At 68.7% G+C, this 20,041-nt stretch carries 21 protein-coding genes and 1 pseudogene; 15 read left to right on the top strand and 7 right to left on the bottom strand.

Annotated features, from left to right (window positions below; all coding sequences use genetic code 11):
* Positions 1-140: 140 nt before the first annotated feature.
* The 6 genes from rpsB to BKN51_RS23380 all read left to right on the top strand — a co-directional run bounded on the left by rpsB (position 141) and on the right by BKN51_RS23380 (position 5,909).
* Positions 141-1,040, top strand: coding sequence for a 30S ribosomal protein S2 (gene rpsB / locus BKN51_RS23405; protein WP_101609643.1), 900 nt, complete (start codon positions 141-143; stop codon positions 1,038-1,040).
* 92 nt (positions 1,041-1,132) lie between these two features.
* Positions 1,133-1,957, top strand: coding sequence for a translation elongation factor Ts (gene tsf, locus BKN51_RS23400; RefSeq protein ID WP_101609642.1), 825 nt, complete (start codon positions 1,133-1,135; stop codon positions 1,955-1,957).
* 92 nt (positions 1,958-2,049) lie between these two features.
* A complete protein-coding gene (gene pyrH / locus BKN51_RS23395) occupies positions 2,050-2,793 on the top strand; it encodes a UMP kinase (protein WP_005154669.1) in 744 nt (247 codons plus the stop codon).
* A gap of 51 nt (positions 2,794-2,844) precedes the next feature.
* Positions 2,845-3,402, top strand: coding sequence for a ribosome recycling factor (frr, locus tag BKN51_RS23390; RefSeq protein ID WP_101609641.1), 558 nt, complete (start codon positions 2,845-2,847; stop codon positions 3,400-3,402).
* A complete protein-coding gene (locus BKN51_RS23385) occupies positions 3,402-4,316 on the top strand; it encodes a phosphatidate cytidylyltransferase (RefSeq protein ID WP_101609640.1) in 915 nt (304 codons plus the stop codon). Before frr ends, BKN51_RS23385 begins: the two co-directional genes overlap by 1 nt.
* A 60-nt stretch (positions 4,317-4,376) precedes the next feature.
* Entirely contained in the window at positions 4,377-5,909 is a 1,533-nt protein-coding gene (locus BKN51_RS23380) for a carboxylesterase/lipase family protein (protein ID WP_233223014.1), read from the top strand.
* A gap of 38 nt (positions 5,910-5,947) precedes the next feature.
* Here the strand turns inward: BKN51_RS23380 and BKN51_RS23375 are convergent, their stop codons facing one another.
* Positions 5,948-6,793 carry a VOC family protein gene (locus BKN51_RS23375; protein ID WP_101609638.1) on the bottom strand — a complete coding sequence of 282 codons (846 nt, stop codon included), beginning with the start codon at positions 6,791-6,793 and terminating at the stop codon, positions 5,948-5,950.
* A gap of 115 nt (positions 6,794-6,908) precedes the next feature.
* On the opposite strand from BKN51_RS23375, the gene BKN51_RS23370 reads away from it, so the two are divergent.
* Complete coding sequence (locus BKN51_RS23370; protein ID WP_101609637.1) at positions 6,909-7,727, top strand: class I SAM-dependent methyltransferase; 819 nt, start codon at positions 6,909-6,911, stop codon at positions 7,725-7,727.
* Here the strand turns inward: BKN51_RS23370 and BKN51_RS23365 are convergent.
* Positions 7,694-8,332 carry a PadR family transcriptional regulator gene (locus BKN51_RS23365; protein ID WP_101609636.1) on the bottom strand — a complete coding sequence of 213 codons (639 nt, stop codon included), beginning with the start codon at positions 8,330-8,332 and terminating at the stop codon, positions 7,694-7,696. The genes BKN51_RS23370 and BKN51_RS23365 overlap by 34 nt on opposite strands.
* Positions 8,333-8,501: 169 nt before the next feature.
* Here BKN51_RS23365 and rlmN point away from each other — a divergent pair, with 169 nt between their 5' ends.
* Together rlmN and BKN51_RS23355 are read left to right on the top strand one after the other, a co-directional pair.
* Positions 8,502-9,608 carry a 23S rRNA (adenine(2503)-C(2))-methyltransferase RlmN gene (gene rlmN / locus BKN51_RS23360; protein WP_101609635.1) on the top strand — a complete coding sequence of 369 codons (1,107 nt, stop codon included), beginning with the start codon at positions 8,502-8,504 and terminating at the stop codon, positions 9,606-9,608.
* Between the two features lie 32 nt (positions 9,609-9,640).
* A complete protein-coding gene (locus BKN51_RS23355; protein ID WP_101609634.1) occupies positions 9,641-9,946 on the top strand; it encodes a hypothetical protein in 306 nt (101 codons plus the stop codon).
* Here the strand turns inward: BKN51_RS23355 and BKN51_RS23350 are convergent.
* From BKN51_RS23350 to BKN51_RS23340, 3 genes and pseudogenes are all read right to left on the bottom strand, one after another.
* Positions 9,910-10,683 carry a BPL-N domain-containing protein gene (locus tag BKN51_RS23350; RefSeq protein ID WP_101609633.1) on the bottom strand — a complete coding sequence of 258 codons (774 nt, stop codon included), beginning with the start codon at positions 10,681-10,683 and terminating at the stop codon, positions 9,910-9,912. The genes BKN51_RS23355 and BKN51_RS23350 overlap by 37 nt on opposite strands.
* Positions 10,684-10,777: 94 nt before the next feature.
* Positions 10,778-11,346, bottom strand: a pseudogene (locus BKN51_RS23345) (dihydrofolate reductase family protein).
* A complete protein-coding gene (locus BKN51_RS23340) occupies positions 11,343-11,822 on the bottom strand; it encodes a polyketide cyclase (protein ID WP_101609632.1) in 480 nt (159 codons plus the stop codon). Before BKN51_RS23340 ends, BKN51_RS23345 begins: the two are co-directional and overlap by 4 nt.
* A 90-nt stretch (positions 11,823-11,912) precedes the next feature.
* Here BKN51_RS23340 and BKN51_RS43260 point away from each other — a divergent pair, with 90 nt between their 5' ends.
* On the top strand, positions 11,913-12,056 hold the full coding sequence (locus BKN51_RS43260; protein WP_158255741.1) for a hypothetical protein: 144 nt from the start codon (positions 11,913-11,915) through the stop codon (positions 12,054-12,056).
* Between the two features lie 441 nt (positions 12,057-12,497).
* A complete protein-coding gene (locus BKN51_RS23335; protein WP_101609631.1) occupies positions 12,498-13,313 on the top strand; it encodes a DUF1206 domain-containing protein in 816 nt (271 codons plus the stop codon).
* A 43-nt stretch (positions 13,314-13,356) separates the two neighbouring features.
* On the opposite strand, the gene BKN51_RS23330 is transcribed toward BKN51_RS23335, so the two are convergent.
* Together BKN51_RS23330 and BKN51_RS23325 are read right to left on the bottom strand one after the other, a co-directional pair.
* Complete coding sequence (locus tag BKN51_RS23330; protein ID WP_101609630.1) at positions 13,357-13,680, bottom strand: putative quinol monooxygenase; 324 nt, start codon at positions 13,678-13,680, stop codon at positions 13,357-13,359.
* Positions 13,681-13,787: 107 nt separating this feature from the next.
* Entirely contained in the window at positions 13,788-14,561 is a 774-nt protein-coding gene (locus BKN51_RS23325; protein WP_101609629.1) for an AraC family transcriptional regulator, read from the bottom strand.
* A 93-nt stretch (positions 14,562-14,654) separates the two neighbouring features.
* Here BKN51_RS23325 and BKN51_RS23320 point away from each other — a divergent pair, with 93 nt between their 5' ends.
* The 4 genes from BKN51_RS23320 (at position 14,655) to BKN51_RS23300 (ending at position 20,026) form a co-directional block, all read left to right on the top strand.
* Positions 14,655-15,458, top strand: a complete 804-nt coding sequence (locus BKN51_RS23320; protein WP_101609628.1) for a sulfite exporter TauE/SafE family protein — start codon at positions 14,655-14,657, stop codon at positions 15,456-15,458.
* 144 nt (positions 15,459-15,602) lie between these two features.
* On the top strand, positions 15,603-17,588 hold the full coding sequence (locus BKN51_RS23315; protein ID WP_101609627.1) for a WD40/YVTN/BNR-like repeat-containing protein: 1,986 nt from the start codon (positions 15,603-15,605) through the stop codon (positions 17,586-17,588).
* Between the two features lie 81 nt (positions 17,589-17,669).
* Positions 17,670-18,851: a cysteine desulfurase-like protein gene (locus BKN51_RS23310; RefSeq protein ID WP_101609626.1), complete on the top strand. Its 1,182-nt coding sequence runs from the start codon at positions 17,670-17,672 to the stop codon at positions 18,849-18,851.
* A gap of 347 nt (positions 18,852-19,198) precedes the next feature.
* Positions 19,199-20,026, top strand: coding sequence for a poly(ethylene terephthalate) hydrolase family protein (locus BKN51_RS23300; RefSeq protein ID WP_233223015.1), 828 nt, complete (start codon positions 19,199-19,201; stop codon positions 20,024-20,026).
* The last annotated feature ends 15 nt before the right edge of the window (positions 20,027-20,041 follow it).

Raw genomic sequence — 20,041 nt, 5'->3', positions numbered from 1 at the left:
CCCTGGGGTCACTTCACTCCCGGGTCCGGGCCCGAGCATCTGCACCAGGGCGATCGGCCACCCGGCCGTGAGCGACGAACCGAAAAGCGCGGTCCCGGCGGAGCCGGGCGCGCACGACACAGAAGAGGTTGATTCCGGCAATGGCCGTCGTCACCATGAAGCAGCTGCTCGACAGCGGCGTGCACTTCGGGCACCAGACCCGTCGGTGGAACCCGAAGATGAAGCGCTACATCTTCACCGAGCGCAATGGCATCTACATCATCGACCTTCAGCAGACGCTGACCTACATCGACCGCGCGTTCGAGTTCATCAAGGAAACCGTCGCGCACGGCGGCACCATCATGTTCGTCGGCACCAAGAAGCAGGCCCAGGAGGCCATCGCTTCCGAGGCCGCCCGCGTGGGCATGCCCTACGTGAACCAGCGCTGGCTGGGCGGCATGCTGACCAACTTCCAGACGGTGCACAAGCGTCTGCTCCGCCTGAAGGAGCTCGAGTCGCAGGAGCAGACCGGCGGCTTCGCCGGCCTGACCAAGCGCGAGATCCTCACGCTCACCCGTGAGAAGGACAAGCTCGAGAAGACCCTCGGCGGTATCCGCGACATGGCCAAGGTGCCGAGCATCGTGTGGATCGTCGACACGAAGAAGGAGCACATCGCCGTCGGCGAGGCTCGCAAGCTCAACATCCCGGTCGTCGCGATCCTCGACACCAACTGCGACCCGGACGAGGTCGACTACCCGATTCCGGGTAACGACGACGCGATCCGTTCGGCCGCGCTGCTGACCAAGGTCGTGGCCGAGGCCGCCGCCGCCGGTCTGATGGCCCGCTCCAGCCGCAACGGTGGCTCCGCCGACACCAAGCCCGAGCCGGGTGTCGTCGCCACGGACGAGCCGCTGGCCGAGTGGGAGAAGGAGCTGCTCGCCGGCTCCGAGACCGCCGCCGCGGACGCCAAGGAAGCCGCCGCCGCGACCGGCGCGACCACCGAAGTTCCCGCCGAGGCGCCCGTCGAGGCTCCGGCCGAGCAGGCCACCGCCTCCTCCTGATCCACCAGCCCGCGGGGCCGCCTCCGGGCGGCCCCGCGGGTCACCTCTTCCCAAAAGACTTTCTCGTACCTGAAAAGGACGGACAACGCACGATGGCGAACTACACCGCCGCAGACGTGAAGCGCCTCCGCGAGCTGACCGGCGCGGGCATGATGAACTGCAAGAAGGCGCTGGAGGAGAACGACGGCGACTTCGACAAGGCCGTCGAGTTCCTGCGCATCAAGGGCGCCAAGGACGTCGGCAAGCGCGCTGAGCGCGCCACCGCCGAGGGCCTCGTCGCGGGCCAGGACGGCGTGCTGATCGAGCTCGACTCCGAGACCGACTTCGTCGCGAAGAACGAGGACTTCCAGGCTCTCGCCGCGAAGATCGTCGAGGTCGCCAAGACCGAGAAGACGAACGACGTCGAGAAGCTGAAGGCCGCCTCGCTCGACGGCAAGACCGTCGACGAGACCGTCCAGGAGATGGCCGCGCGCATCGGCGAGAAGCTCGAGCTTCGCCGTGTCGCCGCCTACGAAGGCACCACCGCCACCTACCTGCACCGTCGCGGTGCGGACCTTCCGCCCGCCGTCGGCGTGCTCATCGAGTACACCGGTGAGGGCGAGGCCGCCGCCGAGGCCGCTCGTGGGGCCGCCATGCAGGTCGCCGCGCTCAAGGCCAAGTACCTCACGCGCGAAGAGGTCCCGGCCGAGATCGTCGAGAACGAGCGCCGCGTCGCCGAGGCGACCGCCCGCGAAGAGGGCAAGCCGGAGCAGGCCATGCCCAAGATCATCGAGGGCAAGGTCAACGCCTACTACAAGGACAACGTCCTGCTCGAGCAGCCGTCGGTCAAGGACAACAAGAAGACCGTCAAGGCCCTGCTCGACGAGGCCGGCGTGACCGTGAGCCGGTTCGCCCGGTTCGAGGTCGGCCAGGCCTGATCCAGGCGCGGAACACAAGAGTCACCACTGTGCCCCGTCTCCGTCCATCGGGGACGGGGCACAGTCGGGTTCAGAGCATTAGGGAGGGCGACATGGGTGTCCGGGTCGAAGGCGGATACCGGCGGGTGCTGCTGAAGCTGGGCGGCGAGATGTTCGGCGGCGGTTCCATCGGGGTTGATCCGGATGTGGTGCACTCGGTCGCTCAGCAGATCGCCGACGTCGCACGCACGGGCGTGCAGATCGCCGTCGTGATCGGCGGCGGCAACTACTTCCGCGGCGCGGAACTGTCGCAGCGCGGCATGGACCGTGACCGCGCGGACTACATGGCGATGCTCGGCACCGTCATGAACTGCCTGGCACTGCAGGACTTCCTGGAGAAGGAGGGCCTGCCCACCCGCGTGCAGACCGCCATCACCATGGGGCAGGTCGCCGAGCCGTACATCCCGCGCCGCGCCGAGCGTCACCTGGAGAAGGGCCGCGTCGTCATCTTCGGCGCCGGGGTCGGCATGCCGTACTTCTCGACCGACACCGCCGCCGCGCAGCGCGCGCTGGAACTCGGCTGTGAAGCCGTCTTGATGGCGAAGGCCGTCGACGGTGTCTACACCGCGGACCCGAAGAGCGACCCGACGGCCGAGATGTTCCACGAGATCAGCCACCGCGAGGTGCTGGAACGGGACCTCAAGGTCGCCGACGCCACCGCGTTCAGCCTGTGCATGGACAACAACATGCCGATCATCGTGTTCAATCTGCTCACCGAGGGGAACATCGCTCGCGCGGTCAGTGGTGAGAGGATCGGCACCCTGGTCGACACCCCCGCAGACGGGGTACCCGCGTAGTCCTGCTCTGTTCTTCGCAACCGGTACGAATACACAACAACGGGAGTTGCCGTGATCGACGAGACCCTCCTCGACGCCGAGGAGAAGATGGAAAAAGCGGTGTCCGTCGCCAAGGAGGACCTGTCGTCGGTGCGCACCGGCCGGGCCCACCCCGGGATGTTCTCGCGCGTTGTCGTCGACTACTACGGCGCGCCGACCCCGCTGAACCAGCTGGCGGGCGTCAACATCCCCGAAGCCCGGATGGCGTTGATCAAGCCTTACGACCAGACCTCGCTCAACGCCATCGAGAAGGCGATCCGCGAGTCGGACCTCGGCGTCAACCCGAGCAACGACGGCAACGTGATCCGCATCGTCATCCCGCAGCTCACCGAAGAGCGCCGCAAGGAGATGGTGAAGGTCGCGAAGGCCAAGGGTGAGGACGCCCGCGTCTCGATCCGCAGCGTCCGCCGCAAGGCCAAGGAAGAGCTGGACCGGATCAAGAAGGACGGCGAGGCGGGCGAGGACGAGGTCGTCCACGCCGAGAAGGAACTGCAGAACCTCACCGACTCGTACACGCACAAGGTCGACGAGCTGGTGAAACACAAGGAAGCCGAGCTACTCGAGGTCTGATGAGCCAGGTGAGCGAGGAACGCGAGGACCGGGTGGACAACCCGGAACCGGTTCCGGCCACAGCGCCGGATTTTGAAACCGTGCCGGAACCGGCGCAGAAGGTTTCCCGCGCCGGCCGCAACCTGCCCGCCGCGATCGGGGTCGGGCTGCTGCTGGGGGCGGCGATCGTCACGTCCCTGCTCACCGTGCGCTTTTTGTTCATCGGCATCATCGCGATCGCCATCGCGGTCGGCACGATCGAGCTCGCAGGCGCGCTGAAGCGGGCCGCGGGCATCCAGATCGCGCTGGTCCCGGTGCTCGTGGGCGGTCAGGCGATGATCTGGCTGGCGTGGCCGTACGGTCGCGAGGGCGCGCTGACGGCGTTCGTGCTGACGGTGCTCGTCTGCCTGTTGTGGCGGTTGCCCGGCGGCGCGGACGGCTATCTGCGTGACATCAGCGCGTCGGTCTTCGCCGTCGCGTACATCCCGCTTTTCGGTGCCTTCGCCGCGATGCTCGTCCCGCCCGAGGACGGCGTCGGCCGCGTCCTGGCGTTCATGATCGGCGTCGTCGCTTCGGACACCGGCGGCTACATCGCCGGTGTGCTAGGCGGCAAGCATCCGATGGCGCCCACCATCAGCCCGAAGAAGACCTGGGAAGGCTTCGCCGGTTCGCTCGTGGCCGGTGTGGTCGCCGGCGCGCTGACCCTGAGCCTGCTGCTCGAGGGGCACGCCTGGCAGGGTGTGCTGTTCGGCGCGGCGATCGTCTGCACCGCGACACTGGGCGATCTCGTCGAGTCGCTGATCAAGCGCGACCTCGGGGTCAAGGACATGGGGAACATGCTGCCGGGGCACGGCGGGCTGATGGACCGGCTCGACTCGTTGCTCCCCTCGGCCGTCGTCTCCTGGCTCCTGCTCTCGGCGTTCGTCCCCGTCTAGGCGAACCCGTGTGACAAGCCCGGTGCGCTGGGCCAAGGTCGGAGTATGCGAACTCGACGGATGAGTAAGCGACTTCTGACCTTGGCACTGAGCGTCGTGACGCTCGGAGCCCTGACGGCGACCGTGGCGGAGGCGGGCGAAAGCCCGGTCGTCCGCACGGATTCCGGTTCCGTTCGCGGGGTGAGTACCGGCGAATACCGGAGTTTCCAAGGCATTCCGTTCGCCGCGCCACCGGTCGGCGACCTGCGCTGGGCGCCACCGAAGAGACCCGAACCGTGGACCGCCGTGCGGGACGCGAGCAAGCCAGGGCCCCGGTGCGCGCAGGCGCCGGGCCTCGGCTCGGCACCGAGCGACAGCGAAGATTGCCTGTATCTCAACGTGATCAGCCCGGCCGAACCGGCGCATCGACCGCGGCCGGTGATGGTCTGGGTGCACGGCGGCGGTTTCACCTCCGGCGCGGGCAGTGACTACGACTTCAAGCGGATGGCCCTCGGCGGGGACGTCGTCGTGGTCTCCGTGAACTACCGGCTGGGCGTGTTCGGCTTCTTCGGCCACCCCGAGCTCGGCCGCGACTCGGGCGCCTTCGGGCTCGAAGACCAGCAAGCCGCACTTCGCTGGGTGCAGCGCAACGCGCGCGCGTTCGGCGGCGATCCCCGGAACGTGACCCTGTTCGGGGAATCGGCCGGCGCGATGAGCACCTGCGCCCAGCTGGCGTCCCCGTCCGCCGCGGGACTGTTCCACCGCGCGATCATCCAGAGCGGTCCGTGCACCCTGACCTGGCCCGACGGCGGGTTCTTACCCGGTGTGCCCGCGGGATCGCCGTTCCTGCCCCGCGCCGACGTCGAGGCCATGGGAGCCGACGCCGCGAAGAAGCTGGGCTGCGCCGACGTCGCCTGTCTCCGGCGGCTTCCGGTCAAGGACCTGGTGAACCAGCCGCTCGGGACGCCCGCGTTCCATACCGGCCTGCTGCCCGAGCATCCGGCGACCGCCCTGAAGACCGGGCATTTCGCCCGCGTGCCGGTGCTGACCGGGGTCACCAGGGACGAGGCCAGGTTGCTCGTCGCCCTGTATCCCGGGCAGCCGTTCACCGAGGAGCATTACCAGGAACTGCTGCGCACCGCGTTCAAGGACAAGGCGCCGCTCGTCGCCGCCGAGTACCCGTCGGCGAAGCACGGCAGCCCGGCGATGGCGTTCGCGGACGCCATGACCGACCGGACCTGGGGCTGCCCTCAGGCCGGGACCGAGCGCTTGCTGCGCGAGCGCACCCGGACTTACGGCTACGAGTTCGCCGATCGGGACGCTCCGCCGCTCGCCCCTATGCCGACCGGAATGCGTCCCGGCGCTTCTCACGGATCCGAATTGGCGTATTTGTCTGATATGACCGCGTCTCCGGGGAAATTGACTCCGGCGCAACAGAAGCTCGCGGCGCAAATGATTCAGTACTGGACCGGATTCGCGCGGACCGGGAATCCGAACGGGGAAGACCTGCCGAAGTGGCGTCCCACGCCGAAGACGCAGTCGCTCGCGCCGGGCGAGATCGGCCCGGCCGACCTCGCGACGGTGCACAACTGCGGATTCTGGTCGGGTCTCTGACGCGAGAGCCGGGGTGACCGTCACCCCGGCTCTTCGGCTCAGTCGTCGTAAGGATCGTCGACTTCGGCGCTGCCCCAGCCCTCGATGGCCCGGGAGTGGTCGATCACGGCGAACACCGAACCGTCCGGATCGGCGAGGATCGCCATCCGGCCGTACGGGGTGTCGTAGGGCTGGACCACGACGGCGCCGCCGAGCATCAAGGCCTGCCCTGCTGCGGCGTCCGCGCCCCGGGCCGGATCGAGCTCGAGGTAGACCATCCAGTGCGGGGGAGTGTCCGCCCGGTATTCCGAGCCCATCACGTACCGGTACAGCACCGGTTCGTGCTCGATGAGCCATTCGGCGTAGTCGAGCGAGGTGCCGTCGCCGATCTGGTGGCTGGTGTAGTTGAAGAGGCGGCAGTAGAAGTGATCCGCTGCCGCGCCGTCGTGGGTGTTGAGATCCGCGCCGCTGAAGGTGTTGGGCACCCCCGTCGCGAACTCCCAGGTGGCGGGCGGTTCCCAGAAGACGACGTGCGCGCCGCACGCGTCGACGGCGTGGACGATGTTGCCGCGGTGGGGAATCGTCATCGGCCCGAGGGTGACCCGGCCACCGAGACTGTCCACCCATTCGGCGGCCGCGGCCGCCTGCGGCACCGAGATGTGCACGCTCCAGCCGGACGGCCCGTCCGTGCCCGAGCGGTACAGACCACCGGTCGGGACGCCGTTCAGCGTCGCGATCGAGTACCGGCCGTTCGGCGTCGCCGGATCACGCTGAACGGTGAACTCCCAGTCGAAAAGTCCGCTGTAGAAGGCTTGTGTGGCCGCTTCGTCTCTGCACGCGAGTTCGATCCAGCACGGGATTCCTGACGGGATGACGGAAGTGTGAGCGGCCGAGCCAAGCGACATGCGGTTCTCCCTTACCGGTGGGAGTAAAGTCTAGTCGCTATCCGCATTGTTTCCGTGAAAGATTTCGACCCGGATGGCCCGGAACCCGGCCCGCTGTCCCATCGTTGGAGCTTCCGTGCGCTGGTTTCCCCGAGCTGTCTCCTCTTTTCGCCGCGGCGGCGACGAAGTACTGCCGAGTCCGAACATTTGGTACTACCAAAAGGCGTACGAGGTCGAGAACCGCGCGCAGGACGTCGATGACGAGATTTGGCGGGTGCTCGCCGGGCGCCGCGACTGGTCCGGGGCGGACGTGCTCGACCTCGGCTGCGGTGACGGATTCCACTTGCCGCGCTTCGCGGAGACGGCGCGGTCGGTGCTCGGGATCGAACCCCACGAGCCGCTCGTGCGCGCCGCCCGGCTTCGCGTCGGCGAACTGCCGAACGTCGAAGTACGGCAGGGCCGGGCGCAGCGGCTTCCGGTGCCGGACGCGGCTTTCGACGTCGTCCACGCGCGGACGGCCTACTTCTTCGGTCCCGGCTGTGAGCCCGGCCTTCGTGAGGCGGAGCGGGTGCTGCGGCCCGGCGGGACCTTGATGATCGTGGATCTCGACGTGACGAGTGAGCCCTACGGCCGCTGGATGCGGCTGGATCTGCCGCATTACGACCCGCCCGGCGTCGAAAAGTTCTTCGCCCGTCAGGGATTCGACTGCCGCAAGGTGATGACGCGGTGGGAGTTCGAAGACGCCGCCGCGATGGAGGCGGTGCTGAAGATCGAGTTCAGCGCCCCTGTCGCGGCGAAGGCGATCGCGGAGGTCCGGCGCCTCAACGAGGTTTCGTCAGGCGCCGGCGAAGCGCGGATGACGTTGCCGGTGGGCTATCGCGTGCATACGCGCACCAAGCCCACCGGCCTCGTCGTGCCAGGTCACTCCGCGTCCTCGGCGGGCGCCTCGGCCTGAGCGGTGTCGTCGTCGGCCTCGCCGAGGATGCCGTAGATCGTCCGGCGTGCCTCGTTGAGCACGTCGACGGCGCGGGACTGCTGTGCCTCGCTGCCGGCGTGCATGACCTGCATGACCGCGGCGGCCAGGGTCGCCCCCGCCTTGCGCAGGTTCACCTCGGCCGGGTCGACGTCGTGGGCGATCTGCTCCCACGGCGGGACGGCGTCCTGCTGTTCGGCCGCGGCGCGACCGGACTCGGTGAGTTCGAACAGCTTCTTGCCGCCCTCGTCCTTGCTGGTCACCAGGCCTTCGTCGGCCAGCATCTGCAGCGTCGGGTAGACCGAGCCGGGGCTCGGCTTCCAGAAGCCGCCGCTGCGTTCGCCGATCTCGCGGATGATCTCGTAGCCGTGCCTCGGCTGCTCGGAAAGCAGCGCGAGGATCGCGGCGCGGACGTCACCGCGCTTGCCGCGCCGTCCGCCGGGGCCACCGCGACGGCCGTGGCGATGCCGGTGGCCGGGTCCGCCGGGGCCCCATCCCGGAGGCGGGGGGAATTCGCCGAAGCCGCCGCGTGCCCAGGGCCCGAAGGCGGGTCGGCCGTGTTCTGGAGGGAAAGGTCGTCCTCGCATGATGTGAATCCTCTCTACGTAATGTTCCGACACGTTCACGATATATCGGAAACGGTCGCACGGCAACCTCCTTCCAGTGAGCTGGCGGGAAGAAGGCACGTGACCTGGGGAACAGCGATCCGGGGCGGCCCGGTCGAGTCGGAGGTGGACATGGGAGACTGGTTGGGCTATGACTGCCCTCCCTCTCGTCTTCGACGCGCCCAAGCGCGGCCTCCCGCCGCGCCACCTCGCCGACCTCACCGCCGCCGAGCGGGCCGAGGCCGTCGCCGAGCTGGGTGAGAAGCCGTTCCGCGCGAAGCAGCTGTCGAACCACTACTTCTCGCGGCTCACGGTGAACCCGGAGGAGATGACCGACATCCCGGCGGCGTCCCGGGACAAGCTCGTCGGCGATCTGATGCCGACGCTGCTCACCGAAATCAAGGCTCTCGCCTGCGACGACGGCACCACCCGCAAGACCCTGTGGCGCGCGCACGACGGGACGCTGCTGGAGAGCGTGCTGATGCGCTACCCGGACCGCGCGACCCTGTGCATCTCGAGCCAGGCGGGCTGCGGCATGGCCTGTCCGTTCTGCGCGACCGGCCAGGGCGGCCTCGACCGGAACCTCTCGACCGCGGAGATCGTCGACCAGGTCCGCTCCGCCGCCGCCGTGATGCGAGACGGCCAGATGACCGGCGGCCCCGGGCGCCTGTCGAACATCGTCTTCATGGGCATGGGTGAGCCGCTGGCGAACTACAAGCGTGTGGTCGCCGCGGTCCGCCGGATCACCGATCCTTCACCCGACGGGCTGGGGATCGGCCAGCGTTCGGTGACGGTGTCGACCGTCGGCCTCGCCCCGGCCATCCGGAAGCTCGCGGACGAGAAGATGCAGGTGCGGCTGGCCGTTTCGCTGCACACGCCGGACGACGAGCTGCGGGACACGCTGGTGCCGGTGAACGAGCGCTGGTCGGTGGACGAGGTGCTGTCCGCCGCCCGGTACTACGCGGACACGTCCGGGCGCCGGGTGTCGATCGAGTACGCGTTGATCCGGGACATCAACGACCAGCCGTGGCGGGCCGAGTTGCTCGCGAAGCGTCTGCGTCAGCACCTGGGACAGCTGGTGCACGTGAACGTGATCCCGTTGAACCCGACCCCGGGCAGCAAGTGGGACGCCTCGCCGAAGCCGGTGGAGCGGGAGTTCGTCCGGCTGGTGAACGCCGGTGGGGTCGCGTGCACGGTGCGCGACACGCGTGGCCAGGAAATCGCGGCGGCCTGCGGGCAGCTCGCCGCCGAGAACTGAGTTTTCCTTTCAGTGATGGAGAAATTGTCGTGATGTATGCCCCCAGCCTGCTGGACCCGGCTGCGGATGAGCTGAAGCTCGCGGACGTGATCGGCCACGGTGCGACCGGGGTCGCGCGTGAGGCCAGGACGTTGCTCGGCGAACGGTTCAGCTCGGTGACCTTCATGTACGTCCTGATGCGGGCCTTCGAGGTGGAGTACACCGCGGCGCGCGACGCTTCGCGGTGGCACGAGTTCCACGGCGGGCCGTACGCGTTGTCGGACGCCGATCTCGAAGCGCTGCTGGCCCCGTGGCTCGGGTCTCACGGTCGTCCCGCGGTCGCGTCGATCAACTCGTAGGCCAGGTCGAAGCGGACCCCGTCGGGGTTGGTCAGTCCCTTGTCCGCGTACCAGGATTCGTCGGCCTCCGGGTGGGGACCGCTGACGCCGACCCGTCCCTTCCCGTACGGGGCGACGACGACCGCCGCCGTCCCGTTGTCGTAAGTGGCCAGGACGGTGGCGTCGGCTCCGCTGTCCAGCAGCATGGCGGGCCCGTCCTGGAAGTACATGTGCCGGGGCTTGCCCCGCCAGTCCACCCGCACGACGGTGTCGCGATCGTCGGGGACCGAGGAACCGGGGGAGCCCGCGTACGCGTCGGTGTCGCCGGGCAGGAGATCGAAGCCCGGGCCGCGGCCGGCGAGGTAGGCACCGAAGCACAGGCCCAGGTAGCTGCCGCCCTCCCGGACCCAGGCCCGGACCACCTCGGCTGAGCCGCGCAGGTCTCGCCAGGTTCGTTCGAGGTCGGCGCCGCCGCCGGGCTGGACGTACAGCGCCGCTCCGGCCAGCGCGGCGGCGGTCAGGTCACCGGGACCCACGTACTCGACTTCGAACGGCCGTGGCGCTTTGCGCAACAGAGTGGCCACCGCCGGCGCGCAGTCGGAGCACCCCTGCGGACCGTTGTAGATCAGCGCGAGGGGCGGTTTCGCGGGCTCCCGCCGGGTTTCCGGAAAAGCGTCCGATCGGGCACACCCCGCGGCCGCCAACGCGGCGGCGGGGAGGATGCCGAAGAGCAGCCGGCGACGATCGATACCTGGCATGACTTTCCTTCTCCTCCGCCGTCGAGTGGCCCCACTTGATCAGCCAATAGGAGAACGCGGACGACTTCAATGCGTGGACGGGTAGGGATGGCGGTCATTCGGGCGGGTGCGGAACGGGCCGGTAGACGAGTTCCTGGGTGTGCCCGTCGAGCGTCCGGCTCTCGATCAGTTCGAGGTCGAAGTCGGCCCCGCCCCGGAAAATCGGGTCGGCCCCGGTCTTCCCGGTGATCACCGGGAACAGCGTGACCTGCACCCGGTCGACCAGACCGGCGGCCATCAGCGCCCGGTTCATCGCCAGGCTGCCGTGTGAGCGCAACGGAACCTCGGACTCCTTCTTGAGCCGGGCGGCGTCGCCGCTCACGACGGTCGCGTCCGGCCAGCCGAGCGGTTCCCGGATCGTGGTCGACACCACCGTCGCGGGCAGGTTCTTCATCTTGGCGACCCAGGGATCCAAGCCCTCGGGTTCCACGATGCCCGAGAGCATCTCCACGCTCGTCCGGAACGTGGTGGCACCGAAGACCATGCGCTGCTCCTCGCTGTACGACGCGAGGCGTCGATCGAGCAGTTCGGGGCCCTGTTTGCCCAGTAACCGCCCCAGTCACCGGTGTGGGAGCCGAAGCCGTCGAGGCTGGAGAAGACGTCGAAGGTGTAGGTCGCGGTCATGATGCTCCTTCGGTGAGGGTGGCCAGGTGGCGCAGCGAGTTGGTGAGGTGATCCGGGCCGAACGGCGGGAAATGGATGTACTCCCGGACGTGCGGCAGCACGGCCGACCAGTCGTAGGTGAGCGTGACCTCGGTCCCGGACGGGCCGAGCGGCGCCAGGTCGTACCGCCAGATCCAGCCGCCGAACTCCAGGTGGCCGCCGTCCTTCTCCGTCCCCGTCAGCCAGCCGATGGCACGCGGCGGTTCCAGCACTTCGACCTTGTTGATCACTCGGTAGTCACCGTCCGGATGGTTGTCGTGATACATGTCCATCCGGAAGATCTGCCCGGTCTCGGTCAGCGGCTCCCGGTCGGCGGCCTCCTGAACCCAGCCGGTGCCGTCGATCGCGGAATGGGTCGTCGGATCCGCGAGCACCTCGAACACCCTGGTGACAGGCGCGGCGACGGTCAGCTTGGCGGTTACGTTCTCTTCGATCATGGTGGCAGGTTCCTTTCCTCTCACCCTGCCTACGAACGGCGTCGGCGCTATCCGACATCGTGGCGGAGAAAATTCCGGAAAGATGTGGGCATGTATTGCCTGCAAGCCGTCATCGTCACGGAGACGGCACTCGGTGGACTGATCGCCTCGGCGGGGAGCGCGCGAGTGGTTCCGCTGTTCGCCGCCGTCGGGCTCGGCAGGCACCGCGACACGGCTGACTGGCTTTCTGCCTAGGAGTTCGCGTCGGAATCTTCCCCGCTCGGCTGCCATCCGTGGGGTTGTGAGGGTGGCATGGTCTTGATCGACGGAGGATCGGGGACGTTGAGTGTCCCCGATCCTCCGTCGATCGAGCTCCGAGACCGGAGCGACCCCTCGACTACCGCACCTCACGTTCACCCTGGTCACACGCAGGTAGGCAAATACCGGTCCGGTCTGACCCTCTTTGCCACTCACGACCCCGCTCGCAAAGCGCCTAGACCAGACATCTGCCCCGCCGTCGACACGCTGACGCCCCTTTGCTCGCGGCGAGTTCGACGCTCGCGGCCGGGATCCTCAAGGTGGCCGGGCCTTCGCTGTCTTGTCGATCATGTCGTTCGGCCGGATGGCCCAGTCGCACGGCGGTCTTGGTCGTCGGCCACGAGACTCAGGGAAAGACTGATGAGGAGCGTGAACCGAATGCCCGCGACCAAGGCGAGACAGGTGCGCCACAACAAGGCCGTCCAAGTGCTCGGGCGGATCGGGATGGGGTGCTACGGACTGGTGTACCTGCTCATCGGGTACCTGGCGGCACGCATCGCCTTCGGCGGTGGCGGTCAGGAGGCCGACGGACGCGGCGCGGTCGCCGAGGTCGGTTCGACCCCGGTGGGCGGCGTGCTGTTGTGGGTACTGGCGGCCGGTTTGGTGGCGTACGGCCTGTGGCAGGCCCTGCTGGCCGCGGTCGGGTACACGTGGATCGACAAACGAGGACACCGCGTCGTCAAGCGGGTGACGTCCGGAGTTCGTTGCGCGGTGGGGATTTCGCTGGGGGTGTACGCGGCCCGGCTCGCGGCGGGCGCGGGAGAACAGGGCAGCGGTGACCAGAAACAGCAGGAGCTCACCGCGCGGCTCCTGAGCTTGCCCGCCGGTCCGTTCCTGGTGATCGTGGCGGCCGTCATCGTGCTCGGTGTCGCGGTGGCCTCGGTGGTGAACGGTGTGCGCCGGAACTTCGTGAAGGATCTCGACCTCTCGTCGCTGCCGTCGGGAACACAGCGTTGGGTCGAACGGCTCGGACGAATCGGTTATATCGCGAGGGGACTCGTCTTCGGCGTGATCGCGGTGCTCCTCGGCTACGCGGCGGTCTCGCACGACCCGTCCCGCTCCGGCGGGCTCGACGCGGCCTTGCGCACGCTGGCCGATCAGCCGTTCGGCACGGTGCTGCTCAGCGTGGTGGCCCTCGGGGTCGCCTCGTTCGGCGCGTACTGCGTCGGCGCGGCGCGGGCGCAGCGCGGCTGAATCCCGCCTCGGCCCGGCGAAGAACCGAGGCGGGAAGCGAAAACTACTCGACGGCCAGCTCGCCCAGTTCCGACCAGCCGTCCTGGTCGATCTTCGCGTTGATGATCCGCGGCGTCTCGGCCAGGTACGGCGGCAGCTCGCGCTGAGCCGCGCGGAAATGCTCCGAACCGACGTGGGCCGCGCCCGCGTCGTCGTCCCGGAAGGCCTCGACGAGAACGTACTCGTTCGGGTCTTCGAGGCTGCGGGACCAGTCGTACCAAAGACAACCGGGCTCGGCGCGGGTCGCCTCGGTGAAGTCGCGCGCGATTTCCGGCCACCGGTCCGCGTGTTCGGGACGAACCCGGAACTTCGCCGTGATGAAGATCATGATCGTCCTACTTCCTGCTCAAGAGAATGGGATGCCCTTCCGATTCCACCGGCTTTCGTCGATGAGGTCCCACATGGCCGTCCCGACGATACCCGGGCAGTACCCGTTCAGAGCGCGGACGCCGCCCGGTAGTCCCTCGGCGAGGTGCCGAGAAGCCTGGTGAACATGGTGGAGAACGCGGCGGGGCTCTCGTAGCCGAGCGAGGCGGCGATCCCGGCGATGGGACGGCCGTCCGACAGCAGTGACAGGGAATGCAGCACGCAGGCCCGTTGCCGCCAGCGGGCGAAACCCATCCCGGTCTCGGCGGTGAAGATCCGGTTCAGTGTCCGCTCGCTCACGTGCAGCCTGGATGCCCAGGCGCCTAACGGATCGTGGATGTCCGGATTGTCCAAAAAGGACTCGCACAGTGCGCGCAGCCGTTCGTGCTTGGGCAAGGGGAGATCGAGCGGGACCGGGGCGGATCGCCGGATCTCGTGCAGGATCAAGCCGAAGACGGCGGCGTCCCGCCCGCGCGGCGAGTACAGCTCCGGCACGCCGACGGCCTCGTTCAGCAGTTCCCGGAGCAGTGCGGAGACCTCGACCACCTGGCACCGCCGCGGGAACCACGGCACCGCCTTCGGCTCGATGTAGAGGCTTCGGGTGCTCACGGTCGTCGTGAAGACCTGATGACCGGTCTCCGGCGGGACGAGCACCGCGCGCCGGGTCGGGATGGTCCACGTGCCGTCGGCCGTTTCGACCCGCATCGACCCCGTCGCGCTGTAGAGGAACTGCGCCCGCCGGTGCCGGTGCGGGGGAATCCGGTGGCCCGGCGGGTAATCGGTGCGGATCGCCACCACCGCCCGGTCGAGGTGGTCGACCTCGTCGATGGGGATGTCACGCATCCCGCCGAGGCTACCCTCGCGCTGTCCGATGCGCGAAAGAAAGTGGCGCCCTTTCGAATGCCCGCCGCGCCGGGAGCACCTACCGTCGAAGGAGTGCTGATCGAGATCTCGGTGCTCCTCGGGTTCGGATGCCTGAGCGGCGTCACCACCGTCCTTTTCGGATTCGGCGGCGGATTCATCACCGTGCCCGTCGTTTACGCCTTCGCGCTCGCCGGGCCGGACACCGCCCTCGGGGCGATGCACGTGGCGGTCGCCACGTCGACCGCGGTGATGGTGGTCAACGCCGGGAGCGCGACCTTCGCCCAGTTGCGGACCGGACGGCTCCGCCGCGACTATCTGTGGCCGATAATCGCCTTCATCGGCCTGGGCGCCGTTCTCGGTTCCTTCGCCGCCACCGCGGCCGACGAAAGTTTGCTGCGCTGGCTTTTCGTCACCTATCTCGCGCTGACCATCGTCGACAGCGTGGTCCGGAAAGGATTCGTGAGCAGGCGGGACGACACGCGGCCCCGTGCGCTCGGCGGGATCACCACCACCGCGGGCGGGACCGGGATCGGTGCCGTGGCGAGCTTCCTCGGTGTCGGGGGCAGCGTGCTCACCGTCCCCCTCATGCGGCGCAAGGGGCTGCCGATGGCCGACGCGACCGCGCTGGCGAACCCCTTGAGCCTGCCGGTGGCGGTGATCGGCACCGCCGTCTACGCCTTCGCCGCGACGGGTGTGTCTTCGGGCGCCTCGCACCTCGGCTACATCGACCTGGTGGCCGCGGGCGCGCTGCTGTGCGGATCGCTGCCGGCCATCGCCGTGACGCGCCGGGTGGTCGGCCGGATCCCGGACCGCGCGCACGCGATCGCGTACCTCGCCCTCCTCGGTGCCGCGCTGGTCGCGATCGTCGTCAGTTAGGGGATGTCGCCCTGAGTGATCCGATGAGTGGAGGTGAAAGTCAAGTCTTGACAGAGATATCCCGATGATGGCAGAGCGAGTGCGGCAGTAAAGATCCGACGAATCCTCTATACCTTTGCGGGATCTTCCGCCAAGATCTTCCGCATGAAGCTGAGATCGATCACCAAACGCATGTTCGTTCTCGGGCTGCTGACGGTTCTCGGGACCACCGGGGCGACGTCAGCGGCCACCGCCGAACCCCTGTCTTCACCCACGGACGTGAACGCGACAGGGCTGCCCCGTGGCGGCTGGGACCCCGTCGGCCCGAACAGCATCGGCGGGCTGCTCGCCGTTTCGCCTGCCGGGCTCGCGATGATGCAGCCCGGCCCGCCCGCGTTGTGGCTCTCCGGCGACCGCGGCGGCTCGTGGACCGCGCGCCGGGGACTGCCCGACGACACCGCCATCCAGGGATTCTTCGCCGATCCGGTGAATCCCGACCGGATGCTCGCGGTGGGCAACAAGCCCGGGTACCAGATCGGCGAGTGGCGCGGCCTGCTGCTGAGCACCACCGACCGCGGTCAGACGTGGGAGACCCTGCGCGAGTGGTACCCCGACGGCGCGTTCGGCATGGCCACGGATCCGGCGGGCCGGGTCGTCGTGGTGCAGAACCTCGATTCGCTGAGCGTCAGCACCGACGGCGGCGTGAACTGGAACGACGTGCCGAGGACCTGGCCGCGCGAGGGGATCGCCGCGCCGGTCGGCGCGCTCAAACTCACCCTGGTCGGCGACGACGCCTACTTCACGACGGTCTACCCGGAGTACTCCCTGTGGGTGGTTCGCGGGGTCAGCGGCAAGGAACCGCGTGCCGAACTCGTCTACCGGGTGAACGGCGAGATCGGGCAGGTCGCCTCGGACGGCAAGCGGTTCGTGGTCACGGTCGGCCCCGAACTGCACGGCTCCACCGACGGCGGGAAGACCTGGACGGTGCTGCGCCGCGAACCCGGCGGGCAGCCTTTGCGTGAACCGCGTTTCGTCGGCGGGCGCCTGTATGTCTCGACGTATAACGACATAGACGTCAGCACGGATTTCGGTCGCAGTTGGACTCGCAAACCGGTACCCGCGCCCGGCGAGGGCGTCACCGACATGATCGAACTCCCCGCCGCCGCGGGCAAACCCGCCACCACGCTGATCTCCTCGGTGTACCGAGGCGTGTACGCGGACGGTGGCAAGAACGGCTACCAGCAGATCGGCGTGCCCGGCGAGTCCATCCGCGACCTCGTGACCAGCGGGAACATTCTCCGGGAGAGCGTCGTCGCGGCCGGTGTGCAGGAGATCTACAACACCCCGCTTCCGCGCGGCAAGATCGCCGCGGCGGACAGGGCCTGGCAGTCGCACCCCACCGACCGGCTGCACGAGGACGCGCGGCTGTCCGTCTCGCCGAGCCGCCCGGACGTGGTCTGGCAGGTCACCCGGAACGGGTTCTCGCTCGACGTGCTCCGCAGTGGCGACGGCGGCCGCACCTGGCAGTTCGCGGCGAAGGCGAAGGAAGGTCTCCCCAGGGCGATCTTCGCGCATCCGGCCGACCCGGACCGGCTTCTCGTCTCGGCTTTCGCGCCCAGCGGCTACGTGCTCTACCGCAGTGACAACGCCGGGAAGACCTGGGAAAAGCTCACCACCGACAACGGGTTCATCGCGTTCGCGGGCGACCCCTGGAACAAGAACCGGGTCTGGGGCGGGGACTCCGGCGGCCTGTTCCGGTCCGACGACGGCGGCAAGACCTGGACCCGCGTCTCCGACGAACCGGTCAGTTCGATCTCGGTGAGCCGCTGGGGCGGCGGGCGTGTCCTCGTCGGCGGTGCGGGCCTGCTGCTCAGCGAGGACAACGGACGGACGTTCCGCCGGGTCCGCGACGGTGAGGACCCCCGGGAGATCAGCCGGATCCTGCCGCATCCGTTCGACTTCAGGGTGTGGTTCGCGAGCAGCGCGACCGGGGGAGGCGTGCTGCGCAGCACGGACTTCGGGCGCACCTGGTCGCCGCTGCCGGGCGCGCTGCCCGACCCGCGGGTGCTCTCGATGGCGATCAGCGCGGACGGCCGGTATCTCTTCGCGGGCACCGCGCAGTCCGGCGCGTACCGGCTGACGCTGTACTGAGTCCGGGACGCTTCGTGGCCGGCGAAAGTTCCGGCCACGAAGCGTTTACTCGGTGCCGGACCGGGTGTCAGAGTCGAGGTCATGGCCATCGACGTCGCAGCCCTCCGGCTTCACTTCCCGTCCCTCACCAACGGAACCGCGTTCTTCGACGGACCCGCGGGTACGCAGACACCAAGGTCCGTCGCCGACGCCATTGCCGGGACGCTGACCGGCCCGTTGTCGAACCGGGGCACGGTCAGCCCGTCCGAGCTCAACGCGGAGAAAGCCGTCTCGGGCTTTCGCGCCGCCTATGCCGATTTCTTGAACCTGCCGGCCGAAGGCGTCGTCCACGGCCGCAGCGCCACCCAGCTGACGTACGACTTTTCCCGGCACCTGGCCAAGAACTGGCGCGAGGGCGACGAGATCGTCGTCAGCCGCCTCGACCACGACGCCAACGTCCGGCCCTGGGTCCAGGCCGCCGAACGGGCCGGGCTGATCGTCCGCTGGCTGGACATCGACCCCGAAACCACCGAACTCGACCTCGATTCCCTCGTCCTCACCGAACGGACGAGGCTGGTCGCGGTGACGGCGGCCTCGAACGTCCTCGGCACCAAGCCGCCGATCCGCCGGATCGCCGACCTCGCCCACGACGCCGGGGCGCTGGTGTTCGTGGACGGCGTCCACTACGCCGCACACGAGCTGGTGGACGTTCCGGCGATGGGCGCGGATTTCTTCGTCTGCTCGCCGTACAAGTTCCTCGGCCCGCACTGCGGGGTGCTCGGCGCGTCGCCTGCCCTCCTCGAAACCGTCGAACCGGACAAGCTCATGCCGTCGCCCGACACCGTGCCCGAACGCTTCGAATTCGGCACACTGCCGTACGAGATCCTCGCGGGCGCGACGGCCGCGGTGGACTTCCTCGCCGCCCTCGATCCGGGAGCGGGAGGGTCGCGGCGGGAACGCCTGACGCATTCGCTGAACTCCTTGCACGACCACGAAATCACGCTGCGCACCAAGCTGGAAAAGGGGCTGGAAGACACCGTCACCGTCCACTGCAAGGCGGCTGACCGGACCCCGACCCTCCTGATGGGTCTCGGCGGCCGCGAGCGCGAGGCGCAGCGGCATCTCGCCGAGAGGCAGGTCGTCGCCCCGGCGGGATCCTTCTACGCCTACGAAGTCTTCGCGGCCTTGAAGCTGGAGAATCCGGCGCTCCGGGTCGGGCTCGCGCCGTACACCAGCGCCGAAGACGTCGACAGGTTGCTGGACGGTCTCTCGACGTTCGCGTAGTGAGGGGAAGGGCAAAGGGGGCGTGCTCGCGCTGTTTTCGGTGTCGGTCGTGGGCCGGGGTGTCGCGAAAGCCACTTTCGCGACGTCCGATGTCCCGAAAGTGGCTTTCGCGACACGACCGCTCGACATCGGACGCGGCAAAGGACACCTCCAGCCCCAGCGCGACCCGCCCGCGAAGCACGACACGTTTGCCCTTTCCTCAAAGTAACCCCTGCTTTGGGGCCGGTCACAAGACTCGTTCGCCTGATCTTGTGACCGGCCCCATGGACGTACGGTGACCGGACCGACACCCTGGGAAGGGAGCGTCGCGGGCAACGGGGCCTGGGCGGAACGGGACGGTGACCACCATGACGAGGCTTCGGGAACGGACACTGATCGCCGGAATGGTCGTGCTGGCGACCGTGGGCATCGCGCCCGCCGCGACGGCCACGACCGGGATCGCGGACCAGTGGAGCGAACCGGGTCCCTTCGCGGTGACCGTCGAAGCCCTCGACAGCACGCACACCGTGTACCGGCCCTCGCGGCTGGAGAGGCACCCGGTGATCCTGTGGGGCAACGGAACCGGCGCGAACCCGAAAATCTACGACGGCCTGTTGCGCCATCTGGCCTCCCACGGTTTCGTGGTCGCGGCCGCCGACACACCGAACGCGGGCTCCGGCAAGGAAATGCTGGCCGGAGCCACCACCCTGATCGCCGAGAATTCCCGTCCCGGCAGTCGTTACGAAGGGAAGATCGACACCGCGCACATCGGCGCGACCGGTCATTCCCAGGGCGGCGGCGGGGCGATCGCCGCCGGCGCGGATCCCCGCGTCACCACCACGATCCCGATCGAGCCGGGGCCACAAGGCTCCGCCACGGCCTTGAAGGGGCCTTCGTTCTTCCTCGGAGGGCAGTTCGACACCATCGTCATTCCCGCGCTCCTGGTCATCCCGCGGTACCGCCTCGCCGACCAGGTGCCCGCGATCTACGGCGAACTCGCCGGCGCGACCCACTTCACACCCGCCGGTGACGGCGGCGGGTTCCGCGGCGCGATCACGGCGTGGTTCCGGTTCTGGCTGTCCGGCGACGAGCGAGCCCGCGCGGAGTTCTTCGGTGCTTCCTGCGGCTTGTGCCGGGACGGGGCGTGGTCCGACGTCCGGCGCAACGCGAAGGCCCTGGCCGTTCCGGCGGCTTGATCGACGGTTCCTGTC

Source organism: Amycolatopsis sp. BJA-103 (assembly GCF_002849735.1).
Taxonomy (GTDB): domain Bacteria; phylum Actinomycetota; class Actinomycetes; order Mycobacteriales; family Pseudonocardiaceae; genus Amycolatopsis.
This window is presented reverse-complemented; position numbering and strand designations above follow the sequence as displayed.

Bases quoted from the DNA above. Each gene is read 5' to 3' on its own strand.
- rpsB (WP_101609643.1), top strand. From the start codon at position 141: ATGGCCGTCGTCACCATGAAGCAGCTGCTCGACAGCGGCGTGCACTTC.
- tsf (WP_101609642.1), top strand. From the start codon at position 1,133: ATGGCGAACTACACCGCCGCAGACGTGAAGCGCCTCCGCGAGCTGACC.
- pyrH (WP_005154669.1), top strand. From the start codon at position 2,050: ATGGGTGTCCGGGTCGAAGGCGGATACCGGCGGGTGCTGCTGAAGCTG.
- BKN51_RS23385 (WP_101609640.1), top strand. From the start codon at position 3,402: ATGAGCCAGGTGAGCGAGGAACGCGAGGACCGGGTGGACAACCCGGAA.
- BKN51_RS23380 (WP_233223014.1), top strand. From the start codon at position 4,377: ATGAGTAAGCGACTTCTGACCTTGGCACTGAGCGTCGTGACGCTCGGA.
- BKN51_RS23375 (WP_101609638.1), bottom strand. From the start codon at position 6,793: ATGTCGCTTGGCTCGGCCGCTCACACTTCCGTCATCCCGTCAGGAATC.
- BKN51_RS23365 (WP_101609636.1), bottom strand. From the start codon at position 8,332: ATGCGAGGACGACCTTTCCCTCCAGAACACGGCCGACCCGCCTTCGGG.
- rlmN (WP_101609635.1), top strand. From the start codon at position 8,502: ATGACTGCCCTCCCTCTCGTCTTCGACGCGCCCAAGCGCGGCCTCCCG.
- BKN51_RS23355 (WP_101609634.1), top strand. From the start codon at position 9,641: ATGTATGCCCCCAGCCTGCTGGACCCGGCTGCGGATGAGCTGAAGCTC.
- BKN51_RS23350 (WP_101609633.1), bottom strand. From the start codon at position 10,683: ATGCCAGGTATCGATCGTCGCCGGCTGCTCTTCGGCATCCTCCCCGCC.
- BKN51_RS23340 (WP_101609632.1), bottom strand. From the start codon at position 11,822: ATGATCGAAGAGAACGTAACCGCCAAGCTGACCGTCGCCGCGCCTGTC.
- BKN51_RS43260 (WP_158255741.1), top strand. From the start codon at position 11,913: ATGTATTGCCTGCAAGCCGTCATCGTCACGGAGACGGCACTCGGTGGA.
- BKN51_RS23335 (WP_101609631.1), top strand. From the start codon at position 12,498: ATGCCCGCGACCAAGGCGAGACAGGTGCGCCACAACAAGGCCGTCCAA.
- BKN51_RS23330 (WP_101609630.1), bottom strand. From the start codon at position 13,680: ATGATCTTCATCACGGCGAAGTTCCGGGTTCGTCCCGAACACGCGGAC.
- BKN51_RS23325 (WP_101609629.1), bottom strand. From the start codon at position 14,561: ATGCGTGACATCCCCATCGACGAGGTCGACCACCTCGACCGGGCGGTG.
- BKN51_RS23315 (WP_101609627.1), top strand. From the start codon at position 15,603: ATGAAGCTGAGATCGATCACCAAACGCATGTTCGTTCTCGGGCTGCTG.
- BKN51_RS23310 (WP_101609626.1), top strand. From the start codon at position 17,670: ATGGCCATCGACGTCGCAGCCCTCCGGCTTCACTTCCCGTCCCTCACC.
- BKN51_RS23300 (WP_233223015.1), top strand. From the start codon at position 19,199: ATGACGAGGCTTCGGGAACGGACACTGATCGCCGGAATGGTCGTGCTG.